General features: G+C 70.8%; 19 protein-coding genes. 9 read left to right on the forward strand and 10 right to left on the reverse strand.

Going from position 1 to position 19,776, the window contains the following annotated elements; all coding sequences use genetic code 11:
- The first annotated feature begins 15 nt into the window (after window positions 1-15).
- Window positions 16-735, forward strand: coding sequence for a Mut7-C RNAse domain-containing protein (locus tag H4W81_RS16555; RefSeq protein ID WP_318781769.1), 720 nt, complete (start codon window positions 16-18; stop codon window positions 733-735).
- Window positions 736-1,039: 304 nt separating this feature from the next.
- On the opposite strand, the gene H4W81_RS16560 is transcribed toward H4W81_RS16555, so the two are convergent.
- Complete coding sequence (locus tag H4W81_RS16560) at window positions 1,040-1,525, reverse strand: winged helix-turn-helix transcriptional regulator (RefSeq protein WP_225958659.1); 486 nt, start codon at window positions 1,523-1,525, stop codon at window positions 1,040-1,042.
- A 76-nt stretch (window positions 1,526-1,601) separates the two neighbouring features.
- On the opposite strand from H4W81_RS16560, the gene H4W81_RS16565 reads away from it, so the two are divergent.
- Window positions 1,602-2,093, forward strand: a complete 492-nt coding sequence (locus H4W81_RS16565; RefSeq protein WP_192775639.1) for a nuclear transport factor 2 family protein — start codon at window positions 1,602-1,604, stop codon at window positions 2,091-2,093.
- A gap of 342 nt (window positions 2,094-2,435) precedes the next feature.
- Window positions 2,436-2,780, forward strand: coding sequence for an RNA polymerase-binding protein RbpA (locus tag H4W81_RS16570; protein WP_183661557.1), 345 nt, complete (start codon window positions 2,436-2,438; stop codon window positions 2,778-2,780).
- Between the two features lie 227 nt (window positions 2,781-3,007).
- On the opposite strand, the gene H4W81_RS16575 is transcribed toward H4W81_RS16570, so the two are convergent.
- The 4 genes from H4W81_RS16575 to H4W81_RS16590 form a co-directional block, all read right to left on the reverse strand.
- A complete protein-coding gene (locus H4W81_RS16575) occupies window positions 3,008-3,490 on the reverse strand; it encodes an FxsA family protein (protein ID WP_192775640.1) in 483 nt (160 codons plus the stop codon).
- Between the two features lie 69 nt (window positions 3,491-3,559).
- The gene (locus H4W81_RS16580; protein ID WP_192780837.1) at window positions 3,560-4,306 is read right to left on the reverse strand and encodes a polyprenol monophosphomannose synthase; all 747 of its coding nucleotides are present in this window, start codon (window positions 4,304-4,306) and stop codon (window positions 3,560-3,562) included.
- Window positions 4,306-5,841, reverse strand: coding sequence for an apolipoprotein N-acyltransferase (lnt, locus tag H4W81_RS16585; protein WP_318781770.1), 1,536 nt, complete (start codon window positions 5,839-5,841; stop codon window positions 4,306-4,308). Before lnt ends, H4W81_RS16580 begins: the two co-directional genes overlap by 1 nt.
- 499 nt (window positions 5,842-6,340) lie before the next feature.
- A complete protein-coding gene (locus H4W81_RS16590; protein WP_318781771.1) occupies window positions 6,341-8,503 on the reverse strand; it encodes a HelD family protein in 2,163 nt (720 codons plus the stop codon).
- A gap of 252 nt (window positions 8,504-8,755) precedes the next feature.
- On the opposite strand from H4W81_RS16590, the gene H4W81_RS16595 reads away from it, so the two are divergent.
- Genes H4W81_RS16595 through H4W81_RS16620 form a run of 6 tightly spaced genes read left to right on the forward strand, consistent with a single transcriptional unit; the run spans window position 8,756 to window position 15,367 of the window.
- Entirely contained in the window at window positions 8,756-9,955 is a 1,200-nt protein-coding gene (locus H4W81_RS16595; RefSeq protein ID WP_192775642.1) for an ROK family transcriptional regulator, read from the forward strand.
- Between the two features lie 19 nt (window positions 9,956-9,974).
- A complete protein-coding gene (locus H4W81_RS16600) occupies window positions 9,975-11,318 on the forward strand; it encodes an extracellular solute-binding protein (protein ID WP_192775643.1) in 1,344 nt (447 codons plus the stop codon).
- On the forward strand, window positions 11,315-12,235 hold the full coding sequence (locus H4W81_RS16605; protein ID WP_192775644.1) for a carbohydrate ABC transporter permease: 921 nt from the start codon (window positions 11,315-11,317) through the stop codon (window positions 12,233-12,235). The genes H4W81_RS16600 and H4W81_RS16605 overlap by 4 nt, the downstream gene beginning before the upstream one ends.
- The gene (locus H4W81_RS16610; RefSeq protein WP_318781772.1) at window positions 12,232-13,119 is read left to right on the forward strand and encodes a carbohydrate ABC transporter permease; all 888 of its coding nucleotides are present in this window, start codon (window positions 12,232-12,234) and stop codon (window positions 13,117-13,119) included. Before H4W81_RS16605 ends, H4W81_RS16610 begins: the two co-directional genes overlap by 4 nt.
- The gene (locus H4W81_RS16615; protein ID WP_192775645.1) at window positions 13,116-14,378 is read left to right on the forward strand and encodes a 6-phospho-beta-glucosidase; all 1,263 of its coding nucleotides are present in this window, start codon (window positions 13,116-13,118) and stop codon (window positions 14,376-14,378) included. Before H4W81_RS16610 ends, H4W81_RS16615 begins: the two co-directional genes overlap by 4 nt.
- Window positions 14,375-15,367, forward strand: a complete 993-nt coding sequence (locus H4W81_RS16620; protein ID WP_318781773.1) for an N-acetylglucosamine kinase — start codon at window positions 14,375-14,377, stop codon at window positions 15,365-15,367. The genes H4W81_RS16615 and H4W81_RS16620 overlap by 4 nt, the downstream gene beginning before the upstream one ends.
- A gap of 51 nt (window positions 15,368-15,418) precedes the next feature.
- On the opposite strand, the gene H4W81_RS16625 is transcribed toward H4W81_RS16620, so the two are convergent.
- The 5 genes from H4W81_RS16625 to H4W81_RS16645 are packed head-to-tail and all read right to left on the reverse strand — an operon-like array spanning window position 15,419 to window position 19,743.
- Window positions 15,419-15,868 (reverse strand): Lrp/AsnC family transcriptional regulator, encoded by a 450-nt coding sequence (locus tag H4W81_RS16625; RefSeq protein ID WP_192775646.1) that lies wholly within the window; start codon window positions 15,866-15,868, stop codon window positions 15,419-15,421.
- A 24-nt stretch (window positions 15,869-15,892) separates the two neighbouring features.
- The gene (locus tag H4W81_RS16630) at window positions 15,893-16,477 is read right to left on the reverse strand and encodes a GTP-binding protein (RefSeq protein WP_192775647.1); all 585 of its coding nucleotides are present in this window, start codon (window positions 16,475-16,477) and stop codon (window positions 15,893-15,895) included.
- Complete coding sequence (locus H4W81_RS16635; RefSeq protein WP_183661577.1) at window positions 16,458-16,817, reverse strand: DUF742 domain-containing protein; 360 nt, start codon at window positions 16,815-16,817, stop codon at window positions 16,458-16,460. Before H4W81_RS16635 ends, H4W81_RS16630 begins: the two co-directional genes overlap by 20 nt.
- On the reverse strand, window positions 16,814-17,218 hold the full coding sequence (locus H4W81_RS16640) for a roadblock/LC7 domain-containing protein (protein ID WP_192775648.1): 405 nt from the start codon (window positions 17,216-17,218) through the stop codon (window positions 16,814-16,816). Before H4W81_RS16640 ends, H4W81_RS16635 begins: the two co-directional genes overlap by 4 nt.
- Window positions 17,215-19,743 (reverse strand): sensor histidine kinase, encoded by a 2,529-nt coding sequence (locus tag H4W81_RS16645; RefSeq protein ID WP_192775649.1) that lies wholly within the window; start codon window positions 19,741-19,743, stop codon window positions 17,215-17,217. Before H4W81_RS16645 ends, H4W81_RS16640 begins: the two co-directional genes overlap by 4 nt.
- Between the last annotated feature and the right edge of the window lie 33 nt (window positions 19,744-19,776).

Below are 19,776 nucleotides of genomic sequence, written 5' to 3' on the forward strand. Positions count from 1 at the left end.
TGGCATGCTGAGAAGGTGGAGGGGCCGCGACTGAGCATCCGCTTCGACGCCGACCTGTGGCTGTTCCTGACGCCACAGCACCGGCGCGAGAGCGTGCCGGTGGCCTATGACGGCACCTCCACGCTCGGCCACGTGGTCGAGTCGCTCGGTGTCCCGCTGCCGGAGGTAGGCCGCCTCGCCGTCGACGGCCGTCCGGTGCCGCCGTCCCATCGCCCGCGCGACGGCGACGTCGTGCGGGTCCTCCCGGTACGACGACCGCAGGAGCTGCCGGTTACGCCGCCCAGGTTCCTCCTCGACGTGCATCTGGGCACGCTCGCCCGGCGGCTGCGCCTGCTCGGCGTGGACACGGCCTACCACAACGACCGCGACGACGACGCCCTGATCAGATTGGCCAACGCCGAGCGGCGGCTGCTGCTGACCCGAGACCGCGGGCTGCTGCGCCGCCGGGCGCTGTGGCTCGGCGCCTATGTGCGGGGTTCACGCGCCGACGACCAGCTCGCCGACGTCCTCGACCGGTTCGCGCCGCCGCTGGCGCCCTGGACCAGATGTACGGCGTGCAACGGGGAGCTCGTCCCGGTCGCCAAGGCGGACGTCGAGCCCCTGCTCGAACCGGGCACCCGCCACAACTACGACGTCTTCGCCCGGTGCACGGCGTGCGGCCACGTCTACTGGCGCGGCGCGCACTCCCGCCGCCTCGAGGACATCGTGGCCGCGGCCGTACGGCCCGTGCTCTGAACCCGCACGTCTCATCCGCTTGATCGGCGTAGTCATCCGCGGGGGCGGGCTCGACTTCGCCTTCATGACCGAGCGGCTGCGGCCGTTGATCAAGCTGAAGGCCGACAAGCGAGATGCGAACTGGCGGGACCACCGCTCGGTCAGCCGGATCACCCTCCGCCAGATCATGCTCACCGGCCTGGGAGAGGTGGTGCGCTTCGGCAAGACGTTCGAGAGCTACGAGCGCACGACGGGACGGCCGGATCACCCTGCACTTCGCGGACGGGTCCACCGCGACGGCAGCGGGTCGCGGGTGCGGCCCCTCTCAGGACCCTTGGGGTGCGGCCAGCACCATCGTGCCGGGGCCCTGGGCGGCCCCCGGCCCCTCCATGACGGTGATGGTGTCGGCCGTCGCCTCCCCGCCGCAGTGCGGACAGGTCACGACGGGCGTGAACTGCTGACCGCAGGAGTGCCGCAGCAACGCGGGAGGGCCGCCGGGCGGGGTCGACCACTTGTCGCCCCACGCCATCAGCGTGATCAGCGCGGGCACGATCTCCCGCCCCGCCTCCGCCAGGTGGTACTCAAAGCGCACCGGCCGCTCCTGGTACGGCCTGCGCTCGACGACGCCCGCCTCGACCAGCCGTTCGAGCCTGGCGGTCAGGAGGTTGCGGGAGATCCCGAGGTCCTGCGCCAGCTCGTCGAACCTGCGCAGGCCCATGAACAGGTCACGAAGGATCAACGGGGTCCACGGCTCGCCGATCACCCCCACCGCCTGAGCGATCGAGCAGTGCATCTCCCCGAACCTGTTCATGACCCCAGCATAGTCAGTTGCTAAAGTGAACTCGAGTCAGTTCACATTCAGGACCAACCTTCCCCGGGAGGTAAGGATGAACACGGCGCTCCGCTACCGCGAGGCAGGCGAGAACAAGGACCTCGACGCGCTCATGGCCACGCTCGCACCCGACGTGGTCTTCCACTCCCCGCTCAGCGCGAGGGCCGGCTTCCACGGCCACGACGAGCTGCGCGAGCTGTTCGGCGTCGTGTTCTCGATGATCGGCGAGCTGCGGTACCACACCGACGTGGGCGACGAGCGCACCCACATGCTCGCCGCCACCACCACGCTCGGCGAGCACACGATGGAGGAGTCGTGCCTGCTCAGGTTCGACGAGAACGGCCTGATCAACGAGATCACCATGTTCGTCCGTCCGCTTCCCGCGCTGACGAGGCTCATGGCCGCACTCGGCCCAGGCCTGGCCAGGGCGCAGGGCAGGAGAGCCGTCGCGGCGCTGGTCGGCGTGGCGGCGGGACCGCTGGTGTTCATGACGGAGAGCGGCGACAAGACCCTGGTCCCGTTCGTCACCGCACGCTCACGACAGTGAACACATGCCGCTGAAGGCCCCGCTCGCCTGAAGGCCCCACTCGCCGAGAACATCCAGATCCCGCCCGAGACCCCGACCAAGCCGCCCTTCCGGGGAGGACGACCTCGGGCGTCGCATGTAAGCGAGGCCACCCGAAGACGGTCAGCCCAATGCCGGCCCGGTGGGGGGCTCAGCGGGGACTCAGTGGGGGCTTGCGGGCCAGAAAAGCCGGCGGAGTGAGCGCTCATCGCAAAAAGCGCGATTGGATCACCCCTTGGGTGGGAATCCACTCACGGTATCAAGCGTTAGACACCGTGGGAGACAGACCCCCCACGATGGGGGCCCTGTAGGAGGCAATAAAACATGGGCGAGCGCGCACTTCGTGGCACCAGGCTCGGGGCAACCAGCTACGAGAACGACCGTAACACGGATCTGGCCCCGCGCCAGGAGGTGTCTTACACCTGTTCGAAGGGGCATCGCTTCGAGGTTCCGCTTGCCGCTGAGGCAGAGATCCCCGCCACGTGGGAGTGCCGCATGTGCGGCGCGACCGCGGTTCGCGTGGACGGCGAGCTGCCGGAGGCCAAGAAGGCGAAGCCCCCGAGGACGCACTGGGACATGCTGCTCGAGCGGCGGTCCATCGAGGACCTGGAAGAGGTGCTCAACGAGAGGCTGGCGATCCTTCGCGCGCAGCGACGCAAGAGCGCCTGACCTCCACACGGTGACGCTGGAACGCCCCGGACCTGCCCGGTCCGGGGCGTTTTGCGTTGCCATCCGGCAAGTCTTGCATTGCCGGTAGATCTTGCGTTGTGATGCGCGATCCTGAGGGTGAAGGCCGCCCGACCGCGCTCGGGGCCCTTCCGAAAGCGCCGCTCAACGCACGCGCGCCACTCAAGACACGAAGCCCTGCCACATTCTCAGGGGTCAAGCGAAAATCCTCAGTCCTCGCGGAGGACCTCGCCGTGTACCACCTTGCTGCTCGGCGACCCGCCCGGCTGGTCGGTGCGCTGGAACGGCACTCCCAGGTGGGCGTACGGCGAGGCCGCCGCCATCGCCTTGACGCGCCTGGCGAAGAACCACGCCCCGAGCCGCCGCATGAACGGCCGCGTGAACGGCAGCACGCACAGGAACCCGACGATGTCGGTGAAGAATCCGGGCGTCAGCAGCAGCGCGCCACCGACCAGGATGAGCCCGCCGTCGGCCAGCTCCCTGTCCGGCATCCGCCCGGTCTGCAGCGCGCTCTGCAGGCTGCGCCAGGCCCTGCGGCCCTCGCGGCGGACGATCCAGGCGCCGAAGAAGCTGTCGGCGAGCAGCAGCCCGACCGTGGCCCAGCCGCCGATCACCGATCCGACCTGGATGAGCAGCCAGATCTCCAGGACGGGGACGACCAGGAAGGCCAGAAAGAGCAGGAGCCGGACCATCGTTTTCCTCATTCGCGCAGGCGGACCGCATTGCCAAAGATAACAACGCCCGGCGGGTCGCGGACGTTCCTAGCCTCGGCGGCGGCGCAGTCTGGACGGCAGGCCGGTGACGCCCCAGACGCTCACCCGCCAGAGGGCCTCCGAGATGACCTTCCCGCTCATCTTGCTCGCGCCGTGGGCCCGCTCGACGAACGTGATGGGCACCTCGGCGACGCGCAGCCCGTGCCTGGTGGTCCGCAGCGTCAGGTCGACCTGGAAGCAGTAGCCCTGCGACTCGACGTTGGCCAGCCCGATCTTCTCCAGGGCGGCGGCGCGGTAGACGCGGAATCCGGCGGTGGCGTCGCGGACCGGCAGCCCGAGCATCAGGCGGGTGTAGACGTTGGCGCCGCGCGAGAGGAACTGGCGGTGGGCGGGCCAGTTGACGATCTTGCCGCCCGGCACCCAGCGCGAGCCGATGACCAGGTCGGCGCCGTCGGCCAGCGCGTTGAGCAGCTTGGGCAGTTCCTCTGGCTGGTGGGAGCCGTCGGCGTCCATCTCCACCAGGATGTCGTAGCCCTCGGCCATGCCCCAGCGGAACGCCGCGATGTAGGCCGCGCCCAGGCCCTCCTTGCCCTCCCGGTGCAGGACGTGGATGTGGTCGTCGGCGGCGGCCAGGGTGTCGGCGAGCTCGCCGGTGCCGTCGGGGCTGTTGTCGTCGGCGATCAGCAGGTGGGCGTCGGGCAGGGCCGTGCGGACCCGCTCGGTGATCAGCGGAAGGTTCTCCCGCTCGTTGTAGGTGGGGACGACGACGAGCACCCGGCCGAGCGTCTGCTCCATCATCGGCCCTCTCCCCTGCGACGCCACACGGCCACGCCGATCGCGGCCGCTCCGATCAGAATCAATGCCCACTCCGGCGCCGCGCCCATGCGCGTGGCGATCGTCGTCTGGGTGCGCACCGGCACCTGAACCACGTTCATGGCGGCGACGCGCTCCTTTGTCTGCCAGGCGACCTTACCTTCTGGCGTGACATAGGCGGAGATCCCCGTGGTCGCCGCGGTGACGATGGCCCTGTTGTGCTCCACGGCCCGCAGCTGTGACATGGCCAGCTGCTGCGGCGGCAGGTTCGACAGCGCATAGGTGGCGTTGTTGGTCTGCACGACCAGTGGGGTGCCGCCGGCCCTGACGGTCTGCCGTACGACCCAGTCGTAGGCGACCTCGTAGCAGTTGACCGCGCCGACGGTGACCGGGCCCATGCGCAGCGCGCCGGGTTTGTCGCCCGGCACCGACTGCCTGCCCACCAGGTTGGCCCGCTCGAACAGGGCCAGGAAGATCTCCTTGAACGGGGTGTACTCGCCGAAGGGCACCAGCTGCTGCTTGTCGTAGTAGGCGCCTGGACCCTTGACGGGGTCCCACACCAGGCTGCGGGTGGCGCGGTTGGCGTCGCCGATCGCGACCACGGCGCCGACCAGCGTAGGCACCCCGACGTCCTTGACGGAGTCGTCGATGATCTTCCTGGCGGTCGCGTCGCGGTAGGGGTCGATGTCGGTGGAGTTCTCGGGGAGCACCACCACATCGGGTTTGAGCAGCGTGCCCTCGCGGGCGGCCTTGGCCAGGGCGTGGGTGCCGTTGGCGTGGTTGCGCAGCACGATCGCGGGCTCGTCGCCCAGCGGGTTCATCCCCTCGCCCGGCACGTTGCCCTGCACGATGCCGATGTTGACGGTCCTGCCCTCGTCGCCGGGGCGCGGGACGGCGAAGGTCAGCAGAGGTACGGCCAGCGCCAACGCCACCGGCACGACCCTGCGCGGCTGCAGCACGGCGTAGGCGAGCAGCGCCCCTGACACGGTGACGGCGAAGGAGACCAGGGGCACCCCGCCCAGCGCGGCGTAGCCGGTGAACAGGCTCTCGCCCTGGCTGAAGGCCACCCGGGCCCAGGGGAAGCCGCCGACGGGGAACAGGCCGCGCGCCCACTCCATGGCCACCCACAGCGCGCCGAACCACAGCGGCCAGGCCGGCAGCCTGAACACCAGCGCGGCCGGCGCGGCCATGGCGGCGTAGAAGAGGCTCTCGACGGCGACCAGGCCTATCCAGGCGTCCACGCCGATCGGGCGGACCCAGGCCAGGGCGGGCAGCAGGAAGACCAGGGCGGCGAGGTAGCCGAGCCAGGCGGCCCGGCGGGGGCGCGTGCCGTACAGGCTGAGGACGATCAGGGTGATACCGAGAGGCGCGCACAGCCACCAGCTGAGCGGGGGGAAGGCGAGGAACACCAGCAGGCCGCCGAGGGCGGCCGCGGCGGCCCTGGCCCACAGCAGGCCGCGGGGGGCGCCCACCGGCGCGGTGGGCAGCGTCACGGCGCCCTGCTTCTCCTGCACCACGGCCGGGGTTCTCCTCGCGATTCGCATGGCTGCTGGCGGAAACGCTACCGCCCGAGGTGGCCGACCCCCAAAGGGCACACGCTGGCAGGGTGATCCCAGGGCAGACGGATGCCAAGGGATCACCCGCTAGCGGTGTGATCCGAGCGCACGGGAGCGGGAAGAGGGCCCGGACACCCTTCGGACCGGATCCGTCTCGTCGGCGGCGAGCGCGGAGTTCCGTTGTCTACTGGGCGGCCGGACCCGTCCCGGGTCCAACCCCCCGCCCGGTTGGGGTGCCCCGACTCGACGGACCGACGGCCCTGCACCTGGCTGTGTGGACGAAGTCACGCTCCGTCACGGACGCAGGATCCGACGATGTCAGAGACGGCCAACCGGCCAAGTCCCGTGCTGGACTGGGCAGCAAACTACCGACTCCAACTCAGATGTCAACCGTGTCCCGATCAGCGGAAACCTCAAGTTTTCGCAGGTAGGACATGCTCGGCGAGCTCAGTCTAATGCCCTAACTCCCCGCGAGTCCGCCCAGCGCCTCAGGCAGTTCGAGGTCGTGGACGACGCCCAGCCGCTGGGTCGCGCGGGTGAGCGCGACGTACAGATCGCTCGCCCCTCGCGGGGACTGCTCGAGGATCATGGCGGGCTCGGCGACGATCACGGAGTCGAACTCCAGGCCCTTCGCCTCGGCGACACCCAGGACCGCGACGGACGCCTCGAGCACCCCTCGCCCCGTGACCCCGCCGATCTGGTCGGCGAGCTTGTCCAGCAGCACGTCGGGGGCCAGGACGGCGACCCTGCCGCCGTTCTCCGTCTCCCTCAGCACCAGCTCGGGCAGCAGGTCCAGCGGGGCGGCCCAGGGCACGGCGCCGCTCTCGCGCACCGAGGTCGGGGCCCGCAGCGCGGGGTCGATGGTGGCCAGCACCCGCTGGGCGAGCTCCATCAGTTCCACGGGGGTGCGGTAGTTGATGGTGAGGGTCTCCTCGCGCCAGCGCCCCGCCACGTAGGGGTCGAGCACCTGGCCCCACGAGCGGGCGCCCGCGCTGGAGCCGGTCTGGGCGATGTCACCGACGATCGTCATGGACCTGGTCGGGCAGCGGCGCATCACCGCCCGCCACGCCATGGGCGACAGCTCCTGCGCCTCGTCGACGATCACGTGGCCGAAGGCCCAGGTGCGGTCGGCCGCGGCCCGCTCCGCCGTCGTCAGGTACGGCTGGTCGCCGCGCTGCCGTTCGGCGAGGCGTTCGGCGTCCATGATGTCCGACAGGCCCGTCAGCTCCAGCACCTCGCGGGCGTAGGCGAGCTCGGACTCCTTCTCGCGCTCCTCGGCGGCGCGGGCCGCGGCCAGCTCCTCCTCCGCCTGCATCGCGGTGGCGCGCAGCACCTGTTCGTCGATGTCGCCGAGCAGTTCGGCCGCCTCGTCCAGCAGCGGCACGTCGGCCTCCGTCCACTCGGTGGACGTGCGCAGCAGCAGGGCGCGCTCCTCGCGGCTGAGGTTGCCCGCGGCGTACTCGAGGCGCTCGGCCGAGCCGTACAGGCCGAGCAACAGCCGCTGCGGCGTCAGGTAGGGCCACAGCCGGTTGAGGGCGCTCTTGACCACCGGCTCGGTGCGCAACTCCTCGCGCAGGTCGGCCAGCTCGTCGTCGTCGATGAGGCCCTTGCCGAGCTTCTTGGCCAACTGGCGGGCCAGGGCGTTGAGCAGGGAGCGCACGAAGACGGACCGCGCCTGGTTGTGGGCGCGCCGCGAGCGGGCCGCCTTGTTCCTGGCGTTCTCCATCATCGAGCGGTCGATGACGAGCCGGTGGCTGCCGAGCGGCAGCTCGATCGGCTGGCGCGGCACCCGCTGCCGGTCCCTGACCGCCCTGGCGATCACCTCCACCATGCGCACGTCGCCCTTGACCGCGGCGACCTCGGGGCGCTCCCTGCGGGTGGCGCTGACGCCCGGATAGAGCTCGCCGACCGTGGACAGCATGACGTCGGTCTCGCCGAGCGAGGGCAGCACCTGCTCGATGTAACGCAGGAAGGTGAGGCCAGGTCCGAGAATGAGCACGCCACGGCGCTCCAGGCGCTCCCTGTGGGTGTAGAGGAGGTAGGCGGCGCGGTGCAGCGCGACGACGGTCTTGCCGGTGCCGGGGCCGCCCTGGACCACCAGCACGCCGTTGAGGTCGGCACGGATGACGCGGTCCTGCTCCGACTGGATGGTCGCCACGATGTCGCGCATCCTGCCGGTGCGCTTCTCGTCGAGGGCGGCCAGCAGCGCGGCCTCGCCGTTCAGCGTGGCCCTGTCGTCGTCGGACAGCCCGTCGAGGTCGAGCAGGTCGTCGTCGACGCCGATCACCTCGCGGCCGCGCGTCTGCAGGTGGCGGCGGCGGGTCACGCCCATGGGCTGGGTCGGCGTGGCGCGGTAGAAGGGCTGGGCGACGGGCGCGCGCCAGTCGATCAGCAGCCGGTCCTGCTCGTCGTCGCTCAGGCCGAGCTTGCCGATGTAGAGTCGGCCCTCCTCGGTGTGGTCGAGGCGGCCGAAGACCAGGCCGCGCTCGACGGCCCACAACCTGGCCAGCCTGGCGGCGTACATGCCGGCGAAGGAGTCGCGCTCCGACCTGTTCTGCTGCGTGCCGACCGCGCCCGCAGCCAAGACCTCCTTGAGCTGCTTCTGCGTGCGCTCTCGCAGCACGTCGAGCCGCTCGTAGAGCCGGGAGACGTAGTGTTGCTCTCTGGTCAGCTCGGTTTGACGAGCCTCCGTCGAACCGTTATTATTGGTAGTAATGGGACGCTCCGGGCCTTTCTGACTGTTGTGGCAACAAATCGCAACCTTATCAGGTCCGTTGAGCCGCTGACATCACGTCTTCATTTCACCGCTTGACTCTATGGCGCTTTGCCGTCCATTGTGAGTTAGGAAAGTTTCCTAACTTCGTGGGAGTCACGAGTGAGCGGTCCCGTCCCTGGAACACCCAGCCTGCTGCGCGCGATCAACGACCGTGCCGCCCTGCAGGTGCTGCTGGACCGCGGGCCGCTCACCCGGCCCGAGATCGGCACGCTGACGGGGCTGTCCAAACCCACCGCCTCGCAACTGCTGTCCAGGCTGCAGGAGGCGGGCCTCGTGGTGCTCGACGGCATCAGGGAGGGGCTGCCGGGCCGTACGGCCGAGCTCTACCGCATCAACCCCGCGGCCGCGTACGTGGCCGCGCTCGACGTCACCCCCGACCGCATCGAGTCCTGCGTCGCCGACATCACCGGCGAGGTCGTCGGCACCTACACCCTGCCCACCTCCCGCCGCCCCAGCGACGGGCTGATCGACAGGCTGCGCGCCGCGCTGGACGGCGCGGGCTCGCCCGGCCCGCTGCGCAGGGTGGTGATCGGCGTGCAGGCCGCGATCGACCCCTCCACGGGCCGGCTCGGCTACGCCACGGCCAAGGACATGCCGGGCTGGCAGATCCCCAACCTGGTGCCCACGCTGAGCGAGGGGCTCGGCGTGCCCGTCGACGTCGAGAACAACGTCAACCTCGTGGCCTTGGCCGAGCAGTCCCACGGCGCCGCCCGCGACCACCAGGACTTCGTCCTGCTGTGGGCCGACGAGGGCATCGGCTCGGCCGTCGTGCTCGGCGGGCGGATGCACCGCGGCGCGACGGGCGGCGCGGGCGAGGTCGGCTACATGCCCACCCCAGGCGCGCCGACCGCGCGCGAGGCGGGCCTCTACGCCAACCACGGCTACCAGGCCCTCACCGGCGGCCCCGCCGTGCTCAAGCTGCTGCGTTCGTACGGCGTGCGCGGCACCGACTTCCGCCAGGCCATCGCCGCCGCCGTGCGAACCGCGGCCGGCAGCGGCACCAAGGCGGACGACGCCCGCGCGGGGCTGCGCGACATCGCCGCCCGCGTGGCCGTGGGCCTGGCCGCCATCACCTCCGTGCTCGACCCCGGGCTCGTCGTGCTCACCGGCGGCATCGTGATGTCGGGCGGCGAGACCCTGCGCGAGCTCATCGAGCACGAGCTCCACGCGCTCACCATCCCCAGGCCGCACGTGCGGCTGTCGACGGTCGAGGGCAACCCGGTGCTGGCCGGCGCCCTCGACCTCGCTCTCGACACCACCCGTGAAGAGGTCTTCAGCTCGACCGTTCCCCCCTCTTAGATTGCAGGAGGCACCCCCCGTGCGTTTCGTCCCCCTTGCGGTCGCAGGACTCACCGCTCTTGCGCTGACCGCGTGTACGGCGGGCAAGGAGGCGCCGCCCTCGCTCGGCGCCCAGCCCAAACCCTCAGGCTCGGCCGCGCAGGCGCTGCCCGCGGCCACCATCGAGCTCTGGCACGGTTTCCAGACCGACGCCGAGGTCAAGGCCTTCGAGGACGCGATCGCGGGCTTCAACAAGAAGTTCCCGCAGATCACCGTCAAGACCACCAAGGCCGTCCAGGACGACCAGATCACCCAGGCCATCCGCAGCGGCAAGGCGCCCGACGTGGCCGCCTCCTTCACCACCGACAACGTGGCCCTGTGGTGCAAGACCGGAGCGTTCCAGGATCTCACGGCGGTCATCAAGCAGGACGGCATCGACCTGTCGGTGCTGCCCGAGGCCTCGCGCTCCTACACCGAGTTCGAGGGCAAGCGCTGCATGATGCCGCTGCTCGCCGACGCCTACGGCATGTTCTACAACAAGGCCCTGATGAAGGGGAACGAGCCGCCCAAGACCCTGTCGGAGCTGACCGAACTGACCAAGGAGCTGACGGTCAGGGACCCCGACGGCACGATCAAGGTGGCCGGCTTCATCCCCAGCTTCCAGTACTACGAGAACTCCCCCTCCCACCTGGCCCCGATGGTCGGCGCCAAGTGGTACAACGAGGACGGCACCTCCGCCATCGGCTCCGACCCGGCCTGGAAGCAGCTGCTGACCTGGCAGAAGGAGCTCGTCGACTGGTACGGCTACGCCAACCTGGAGAAGTTCCGCCGCAGCCTCGGCGACGAGTGGGGCGCGGCCCACCCGTTCTTCAAGGGCAAGGTCGCGATGATCGTCGACGGCGAGTGGCGCAACGCCATGATCGCCAACGACTCCAAGGCCAAGTCGCTCGACTACGGCACCGCCCCGCTGCCCGTCGCCGACGACAAGCCTGACCTGTACGGCAGCGGCTTCACCGCGGGCACCGTGATCGGCGTGCCGAAGGGCGCCAAGAACCCGCAGCACGCGTGGGAGCTGATCAAGCACCTGACCACCGACACCGACAGCCTGGTGACGCTCTCGAACGCGCTGCGCAACGTGCCCACCACCAAGGCGGCGATGGAGTCTCCCGAGCTGGCCGCCGACGCCAACTTCAAGACCTTCCTCGACATCTTCGCCCACCCGAAGACGAGCACCCTGCCCGCCTCGGTCAACAGCGTCTTCAACCAGGACGCCCTGTCCACCTTCCTCACCAACTGGGAGAAGGGCGCGGTCAAGGATCTCGACGCGGGGTTGAAGGACGTCGACAAGCGCATCAACGACAAGCTGAAGCTCTCCGGCGGATGAGCGTCAGGCCGAAGCGCCGGGAGGGCCTGCGGGCCCTCCTGTGGCTCTCTCCATGGATCGCGGGTTTCTCGATCTTCTTCGTCTACCCGCTGCTCTCCACCGTCTACTTCTCCTTCACCAGGTACGACCTGTTCACGCTGGAGTTCGTCGGCCTCGACAACTGGCGCTACCTGCTGCAGGACGAGCGGGTCTGGATCTCGGCGGGGAACACGCTGTGGCTGGTGGTCTTCATGGTGCCCGCCCAGGTGATCTTCTCGCTGGGCGTGGCCCAGCTGCTCACCAAGGTCAAGGCGGGGGCGGGCTTCTTCCGCACCGTCTTCTACCTGCCCACGCTGGTGCCGATGGTGGCGGGCACGGTGGCCTTCGTCTTCCTGCTCAACCCGGTCGGGCCGGTGAACCAGCTGCTGTCGTGGGCCGGGATCGCCGGGCCCGACTGGTTCGGCGACGCGGCGTGGTCCAAGCCGAGCCTGACGACTCTGGCGCTGTGGGGCTGCGGCAACACCATGGTGATCTTCCTGGCCGCCCTCCTCGACGTGCCCAAGCACCTGTACGAGGCGGCGGCCATCGACGGCGCCGGCGCGTGGCGGCAGTTCCGCAGCGTCACGCTGCCGACGATCTCGCCCGTGCTGATGTTCTCGGCGGTCACCGGCGTCATCTACGCCCTGCAGTACTTCACGCAGGCGATGATCGCCTCGCGGGTGGCCTCGGGCGCGACCGACTCGGCCGGTTCGGTCTTCACCCCCGGCTACCCGGACCAGTCGCTGCTCACGCTGCCGCAGTGGCTCTTCCACGTGGGCTTCCGCGACTTCAGCATGGGTTACGCCTGCGTGCTCGCGCTGCTGCTGTTCGGCACGTCCATGATCTTCACGCTGATCCTGCTGCGGCAGTTCCGCAAGGGCGAGGAGGTCCTCTCGTGAGCACGACGCTGACCGCGCCCAGGCACACCAGGGCGCTGCCCTCGACGCGCGTGCGGGCCAGGCGGCGCCGGATCCTGTCGTGGATCGCCACCCACGCGCTGGCGGTGGCGGTGGCGGTGATGTTCCTCGGGCCGCTGGTGCTGGTCGCGCTGACCGCGCTGATGAGCGACGAGCAGGCGCTGACCAACAACCTGTGGCCCGAGTCGTGGCAGTGGTCCAACTTCGCCGACGTGTTCGCCAGGTCGCACCTGCTCGGCTGGACGCTGAACACGCTCATGTACGCGGGCCTCGGCACGCTGTTCATGCTGGTGTCGTCGGTGCCCGTGGCCTACGCGCTGGCCAGACTGCGCTTCAGGGGCCGCAGGCTGGCCTTCCTGCTGGTCGTCACCACGATGATGCTGCCGCCCCAGGTGGTCGCCGTGCCGGTCTACCTCATCTGGGCGCGCGCGGGGCTCACCGACACCCTGTGGCCGCTCATCCTGCCCATGCTGCTGGGTGACGCGTTCTCCATCTTCCTGCTGCGGCAGTTCCTCATCACGATCCCGCGCGAGTACACCGATGCGGCCAGGGTGGACGGCTGCACGGACTTCAGGACCCTGGTCCGGGTGATCATCCCCATGGCCAGGCCGGCGATCGCCGCGGTGGCGCTGTTCCAGTTCTTCTACTGCTGGAACGACTACTACGGCCCGCTGCTCTACACCGGTATCAACCAGGACAACTGGACGCTGTCGCTGGGCCTGGCGACGTTCAAGGCCTTCCACAGCGTGCAGTGGAACCTGACCATGGCGGCCACCCTGCTGGTGACCGCGCCGGTGCTCATCGTGTTCTTCTTCGCCCAGAAGGTCTTCATCGAGGGCGTCACTCTGACAGGAGTAAAAGGTTGAAACTCGCCGTTGTCGGGGGCGGCTCGACGTACACGCCCGAGCTGATCGACGGATTCGCGCGCCTGCGGGACGAGCTGCCGCTGACCGAGATCGCCCTCGTGGATCCGGACGGCTCCCGCCTGGAGCTGGTGGCGGGGATCTCCCGCAGGATGCTGGACCGGGCGGGGCATCCGGCCAAGGTCCTCGCCACCTCCTCCGTGCGGGAGGGCGTGGCGGGCGCCCAGGCGGTGCTGTTCCAGCTCAGGGTCGGCGGGCAGGCAGCGCGCGACGTGGACGAGACGCTGCCGCTGCGGTGCGGTTGCGTCGGGCAGGAGACCACGGGCGCGGGCGGGCTGGCCAAGGCGTTGCGCACCGTTCCCGTGGTGCTGGAGCTGGCCGAGCAGGTGCGCGCGCACGCGCCCGAGGCCTGGATCGTGGACTTCACCAACCCGGTCGGCATCGTGACCCGCGCCCTGCTCGACGCGGGGCACCGGGCGATCGGGCTGTGCAATGTGGCCATCGGCTTCCAGCGCAGGTTCGCCGGGCGTCTGGGGGTCGACCCCTCGCGGGTCTCCCTCGGTCACGTCGGGCTCAACCACCTGACGTGGGAGCGCTCCGTCATGGTGGACGGCATGGACGTGCTGCCGAAGCTGATCGCCGAGGACGGCCAGTCCATCGCCGACGACATCGGGCTGCCCGTGGAGCTGGTGACCAGGCTTGGCGTGGTCCCCTCCTACTACCTGCGCTACTTCTACGCCCACGACCTGGTGGTGGCCGAGCAGCGGGCCAAGCCGTCGCGCGCGGCCGAGGTGGCGGCGATGGAGGCGGAGCTGCTGAAGCTGTACGCCGACCCCTCCGTCGACACCAAGCCCGCGCTGCTGGAGAAGCGCGGCGGCGCCTTCTACTCCGAGGCGGCGGTGGCGCTCATCGCCTCCCTGCTCGGCGACAGGGGCGACACCCAGGTGGTGAACGTGCGCAACGCGGGGGCGCTGCCGTTCCTGCCCGACGAGGCGGTCATCGAGGTGCCCGCCGTCGTGGGGGCGGGCGGCGCCGTACCGCTGCCGGTGCCCGCGGTGGAGCCCCTGTACGCCGGCCTGATCGCGAACGTGTCGGCCTACGAGAGCGTGGCCCTCGAGGCCGCGCTGCGCGGCGGGGCCGACAGGGTCCGCAACGCGCTGCTGGCGCATCCGCTGATCGGCCAGGAGGCCGTCGCCGGCGAGCTGACCCGCCTGCTCCTCGAGGCCAACAGGGCGCACCTGCCGTGGGTGGTGTCGGCGTGAGGACCGTGCTCGCGGTCGACGGCGGCAACAGCAAGACCGACGTGGCGCTGGTGGCCGAGGACGGCACCGTCCTGGCCACCGGCCGCGGTGGCGGGTTCCTGCCGCAGAGCGCGGGCGTGCCGGCGGCCGCCGACGTCGTGGAGGAGGTCGTACGGCAGGCGCTCGGCCCGCTGGCGCGGGCCCTCGGCACCACGGTGGCCGCGCCGTACGGCGATCTCATGTCGGCCTACCTGGCCGGCGCCGACCTGCCGAGGGAGGAGGAGGCGCTGCGCGAGGAGTTCGCCGCGCGCGGCTTCGCCCCCGACGTCGTGGTCGGCAACGACACGTTCGCGCTGCTGCGCGCGGGCGCGTCGGGGCCGTGGGGCGTGGCGGTGGTCTGCGGCGCGGGGATCAACGCCGTCGGGGTCTCCCCCGACGGGCAGGTGGCCCGCTTCCCCGCGCTCGGCAAGGTCAGCGGCGACTGGGGCGGCGGGCTCGGCCTGGCCGAGGAGGTGCTCTGGCACGCCATCAGGGCCGAGGACGGCAGGGGCGGCCCCACCGCGCTCGCCGCGCTGGTCACCGAGCACTTCGGCACCGCCACCGTCGAGGAGGTCGCGCTCGGCCTGCACTTCGGCGAGCTGGAGCAGGCGAGCCTGCACGGGCTGACGCCCGGGCTGTTCGCGGTGGCCGCGGCGGGCGACCCGATCGCCAGGTCCCTGGTGGAGCGGATGGCCGAGGAGATCGTGCTACTGGCCGAGGTGTGCCTGCGCCGCCTGGGGCTGACGGAGACACCGACCGAGGTGGTGCTCGGCGGCGGCGTGCTGCGCGCCCGCGACCCGCTGCTGAGCGCGCTGCTCGACGAACGGTTCACCGCGCGGGCGCCGCAGGCCAAGCTGGTCGTCGCGGACCTGCCGCCGATCGTCGGCGCCGCGCTCAGCGGCCTGGACCGGATGGGCGCCGGCGAGGCGGCCAAGGCCCGCCTGCGCGGCGGCTTCGGCGACACGCTCTGATCGGCCGCCACCCGGGGCGGGCCGTGGGCCCGCCCCGGCCTCCGGGCGGCCTCAGGCCTCGCCGAGGTCGGGCGGGCGGTGCTCGTACGGCGTGCTGAGCACCACGGTCGTGCGGGTGGAGACGTTCGCCGAGGCGCGGATGTTCTGCAGCAGCTCCTCCAGCGCGAGGGGCGAGGCGACGCGCACCTTCAGGATGTAGCTCTCGTCGCCCGCCACGCTGTGGCAGGCCTCGATCGCGCTCAGGTGGGCGAGCCGTTCGGGCGCGTCGTCGGGGGCGGCGGGGTCGATCGGCTTGATCGACACGAAGGCGGTCAGCGGCAGCCCGACGGCGTCGTGGTCGACGAGCGCGGCGTAGCCGCGCACGACCCCGCGCTTCTCCAGGCGGCGCACCCGCTGGTGCACAGCGGAGACCGACAGGCCCGTCTCCCTGGCCAGGTCGGTGAAGCTCATCCGGCCGTCCTTGGCCAGCAGCGTGACGATCCTGCGGTCGATCTCCTCCATTCGATCAACGGTAGCGGCAGATGGTCACGAGGTGGTCCCGACCGGCTGGGCGCGCAGCTTCATCGCGTGCTCGACGAGCTGGATGAGCACCTCGCGGCTGGAGTCGCGCTTGCGGGCGTCGCACAGCACGATCGGGATCGACGGGTCGAGGCCGAGCGCCAGCCGTACCTCTGCCAGCTCGTAGACGGGCGAGCCCTCGAAGCAGTTGACCGCGACCACGAACGGCGTGCCGCGCCGTTCGAAGTAGTCGACGGAGGGGAAGCAGTCGGCCAGGCGGCGGGTGTCGGCCAGGATGACCGCGCCGAGCGCCAGCTCGTCCCACACGAACCAGAAGCGCTCCTGTCCAGGCGTCCCGAACAGGTAGAGCATGTAGTCGTCGCCCATGGTGATGCGGCCGAAGTCCATGGCGACGGTGGTGGTGCGCTTGGCCTCCACGCCGGAGATGTCGTCGACCCCGGTGGACCGGTCGGTCAGCGTCTCCTCGGTGCGCAGCGGCCGCGTCTCGGAGACCGAGCCGACCATGGTCGTCTTGCCCGCGCCGAACCCACCGGCGATGAGGATCTTGATGGCGGTCGGCAGCCGCCGCCGATCAGAGCGACCGAAGACCATCGAGCACCGCCCTGTACATCTTCTCGTCTTGCATGTCCACCTCGGGTTGGGGATCCTGCACGGTGACGAACCCCTGGTCGAACAGGTCGCCCAGCAGGACACGGATCGTGCCCGCGGGCAGGTCCAGGCGGGCGGCGATCTCCGCCACGGAGATCGGCTCGCGGCAGAGCCTGGCGATCGACAGGTGCTCGGGGTCGAGGCCCGCCTCCGGACCCGGCGGGCCGCCCACGGCGACGGCCAGCGAGATCAGGTCGAAGGAGCCCCTGACGGGTTCGGTACGGCCGCGCGTCACCACGTACGGCCTGACGATCTCCGGATCGACCCATTCCTCGTGCGTCATCGCGCCGCCTCGGTGCGCGCGGGAGAGGTGAGGTACTGGCCGACCCTGGTCACCAGCATGGCCATCTCGTAGGCGACCAGGCCGATGTCGGCGTCCTGCAGGCACAGCACCGCCAGGCAGGCTCCCTCGCCCGCGACCGTCACGATGAGGTAGCGGGACTTCCACTCCACGACGGTCTGGCGCACGGCTCCGCCGCCGACGTGCTCGCTGACGCCTCTGGCCAGGCTCTGCAGCCCGGAGGCGACGGCCGACAGGTGCTCGCCGTCGGTCCTGTCGAGCTCCTTGGACGAAGCCATCAGCAGGCCGTCGGAGGAGAGCACGATGGCGTGCTCCACCTCCCTGATGCGGCCGGCCAGGTCGTCAAGGAGCCAGGTCAGGTCGGTTGAAGAGCCAGGTCTCACACGTCCCCCTCGGTCATCTTGGCCGCCTGCGTCCTGCCCAGGCGGGTACCCGACTGGAACGAACCCATGATCGCGCGGATCTCCTCGGGTGAGCGCTCGTCCTCGTCCTGCTGCTGCGCCTGCGCCGCGTCCTCTGTCTTCAGCGCGGGTGCCAGGTTGGTCTGCGGCACGCGGAACGGCAGGCCCGAGGGGGTGAAGGCGGGCGTGGCCCGCTCGCCCTGCTCGGACGCCGTTGCGGTCTCCTGTCCGGTGTCGCGAGCCTGGGCGGTCTGGTCAGCCTGGGCCCGCACGCTCGCCAGCGCGGCGCCGGGCACGCGCGTCCCGGCCGCCTCCGCGACCGGTGACCGCGGTTCCGCCGACGGCGAGCCGTTCGGCGCGGGGCGCCCCTGAGGCGCCGCGTCGGCGGGCCGCCTGGTGGGCAGCGGCGGCTTGGCCGCCCCCGCGACAGGCGTGTCGCCCACCGGCCCGTCGCCCAGGAGTCCGTCGCCGATCTCCGCCGCGTCCACCGGCACGCCGCCCTGCCCCTCGGCCACCGGGCGCACCGGCTGCTCGATCACGGGGACCGGACGCAGCGCGGTGGCGGCGCCGGTGGGCGCGCCGCCGAACGCGGTCCTGGGCGCGGGGATGCCAGGAGTGTCGTCCTCGTCCTGCTCGGGCTCGGCGTCCGCGCCCACCAGCTCGTACGGGATCAGCACCACGACCGTGGTCCCGCCGTACGGCGAGGCCTTCAGCTGCACCTGGATCTCGTGCCGTTCGGCCAGCCTGGCGACCACGTAGAGGCCGAGACGGGCGGTGCCGGTGAGCCTGAACTCGGGCGGCTCGGCGATGCGCCGGTTGGCCGCCTCGAGGTCCTCCGGCGTCATGCCGAGGCCGCGGTCCTCGATCTCGAACACGTACCCGTTGGCCACCACCTGCCCGCTGACCTGCACCATCGTGTAGGGCGGGGAGAAGGAGACGGCGTTCTCGATCAGTTCGGCCAGCAGGTGGATGACGTCGCCGACGGCCTTGCCCGCCAGCGTCACCTCGCCCATGGGCAGCAGCTGGACGCGGGTGTAGTCCTCCACCTCGGCCAGCGCGCCGCGCACCACGTCGATCATGGGCACCGACCTGCGCCACGTACGGCCCGGGGAGGAGCCCGACAGCACGATGAGGTTCTCGGCGTTGCGCCGCATGCGGGTGGCCAGGTGGTCGAGCCTGAACAGGTCGCGCAGCTCCTCGGGCTCGGTCTCGCGGCGCTCCATGACGTCGAGGACGGTCAGCTGCCTGTGCACCAGGCCCTGCGTCCTGCGGGCGAGGCTGAGCAGGATGTCGCGGATGCTGCGGCGCAGCTCGGCCTGCTCCACCGCGACCCTGATGGCGGTCTCCTGCACGGTGTTGAACGCCTGGCCGACCGAGCCGATCTCGTCGTCGCCGAACTTCAGCGGCGGCGCCTCGACGGCCACGTCGACGTCCTCGCCGCGGCCGATGCGCGCGACCACGCGGGGCAGCCGCTCGTCGGACAGCTCGTGCGCGGCGTCGCGCAACTTCTTGAGCTGGGCGAGGATGGCCCTGGTGGTGGTCACGGACAGCACGATCGAGGCGATGACCGCGATGAGGCCGAGACCGCCCGCGAGGGCGAGCCTGACGACGACACCGATCGCGACGGGCGTCGCGCGCCCGATCATGCCGTCACCGGCCTTCTGCACGGTCTGGTCGAGCCCCGCCAGCACCGGATCGACGGCGTTCTTCCACTGGGCGGGCCCCGGGACGGTGATGCCGTGGATGAGCTGGTCCTCCAGCTGGCGGAGGCGGGTGAAGGCGGCGCCGCCGACCAGCGCGTCATAGCCACGGCGGTCGGCCGACGGCAGTTCGCCGGCCGCCTCCGCCCTGGCGAAGCGCTGGGCGCCGACGAGTTGCGCGAACTGTCCGCGCTCGGCGCCGGTCAGACCGCCGGCCGCCAGCGCGCCCGAGATCAACGCGTCCTCCTGCGCGAGGATCTCGATCGCCCTGCTCATCTCGACCAGGGTCCTGGCGTCCTTGGCCAGTTGCTCGTCGTCGAGGGAGGCGAGGGCGTCGTAGGCCCGGTAGATCGAGTCGACGACCTCGGTGTAGGCGGCCGCGGCGCGGACCCTGTCGAGCTTGCCCGCGTCGACCGAGGCGCGCGCCCCCTTGAGCCCCTCGATCCGCCTGAACACCTGCTGCAGGCGCAGGTCGAGGGTGTCGGAAGCGGCCAGGGCGACGCTGTTGGAGCTGGCCTGCTCCACGAAGACGGTGGCGGCGGCATCGGTTTTGGCCCGCTGGGTGCGCAGCGCCTCCTTGCCCCCCGTGCCTCCCTCACCCAGCTGGATCAGCGACAGGCGGCGCTCCCGCTGCAGTTCGAGCAGCAGCGAGTCGCTGGTGTCGGCGACGCTGCTGTTGAGCGTGGCCACCCAGAGGAGGTTGGCGCCCTCGCGGAGAGTCACCCACGCGGCGAACGCCCAGAGGGCGGTCAAGGAGACGAGAAGAGCCGCGACCTTGGTCCGCAATCGCGAATTACGCAAGCGCATATGCACACCTGGGGAAGTTATTCAACACAGGAC

It is taken from the genome of Nonomuraea africana (genome assembly GCF_014873535.1).
Lineage (GTDB): Bacteria > Actinomycetota > Actinomycetes > Streptosporangiales > Streptosporangiaceae > Nonomuraea > Nonomuraea africana.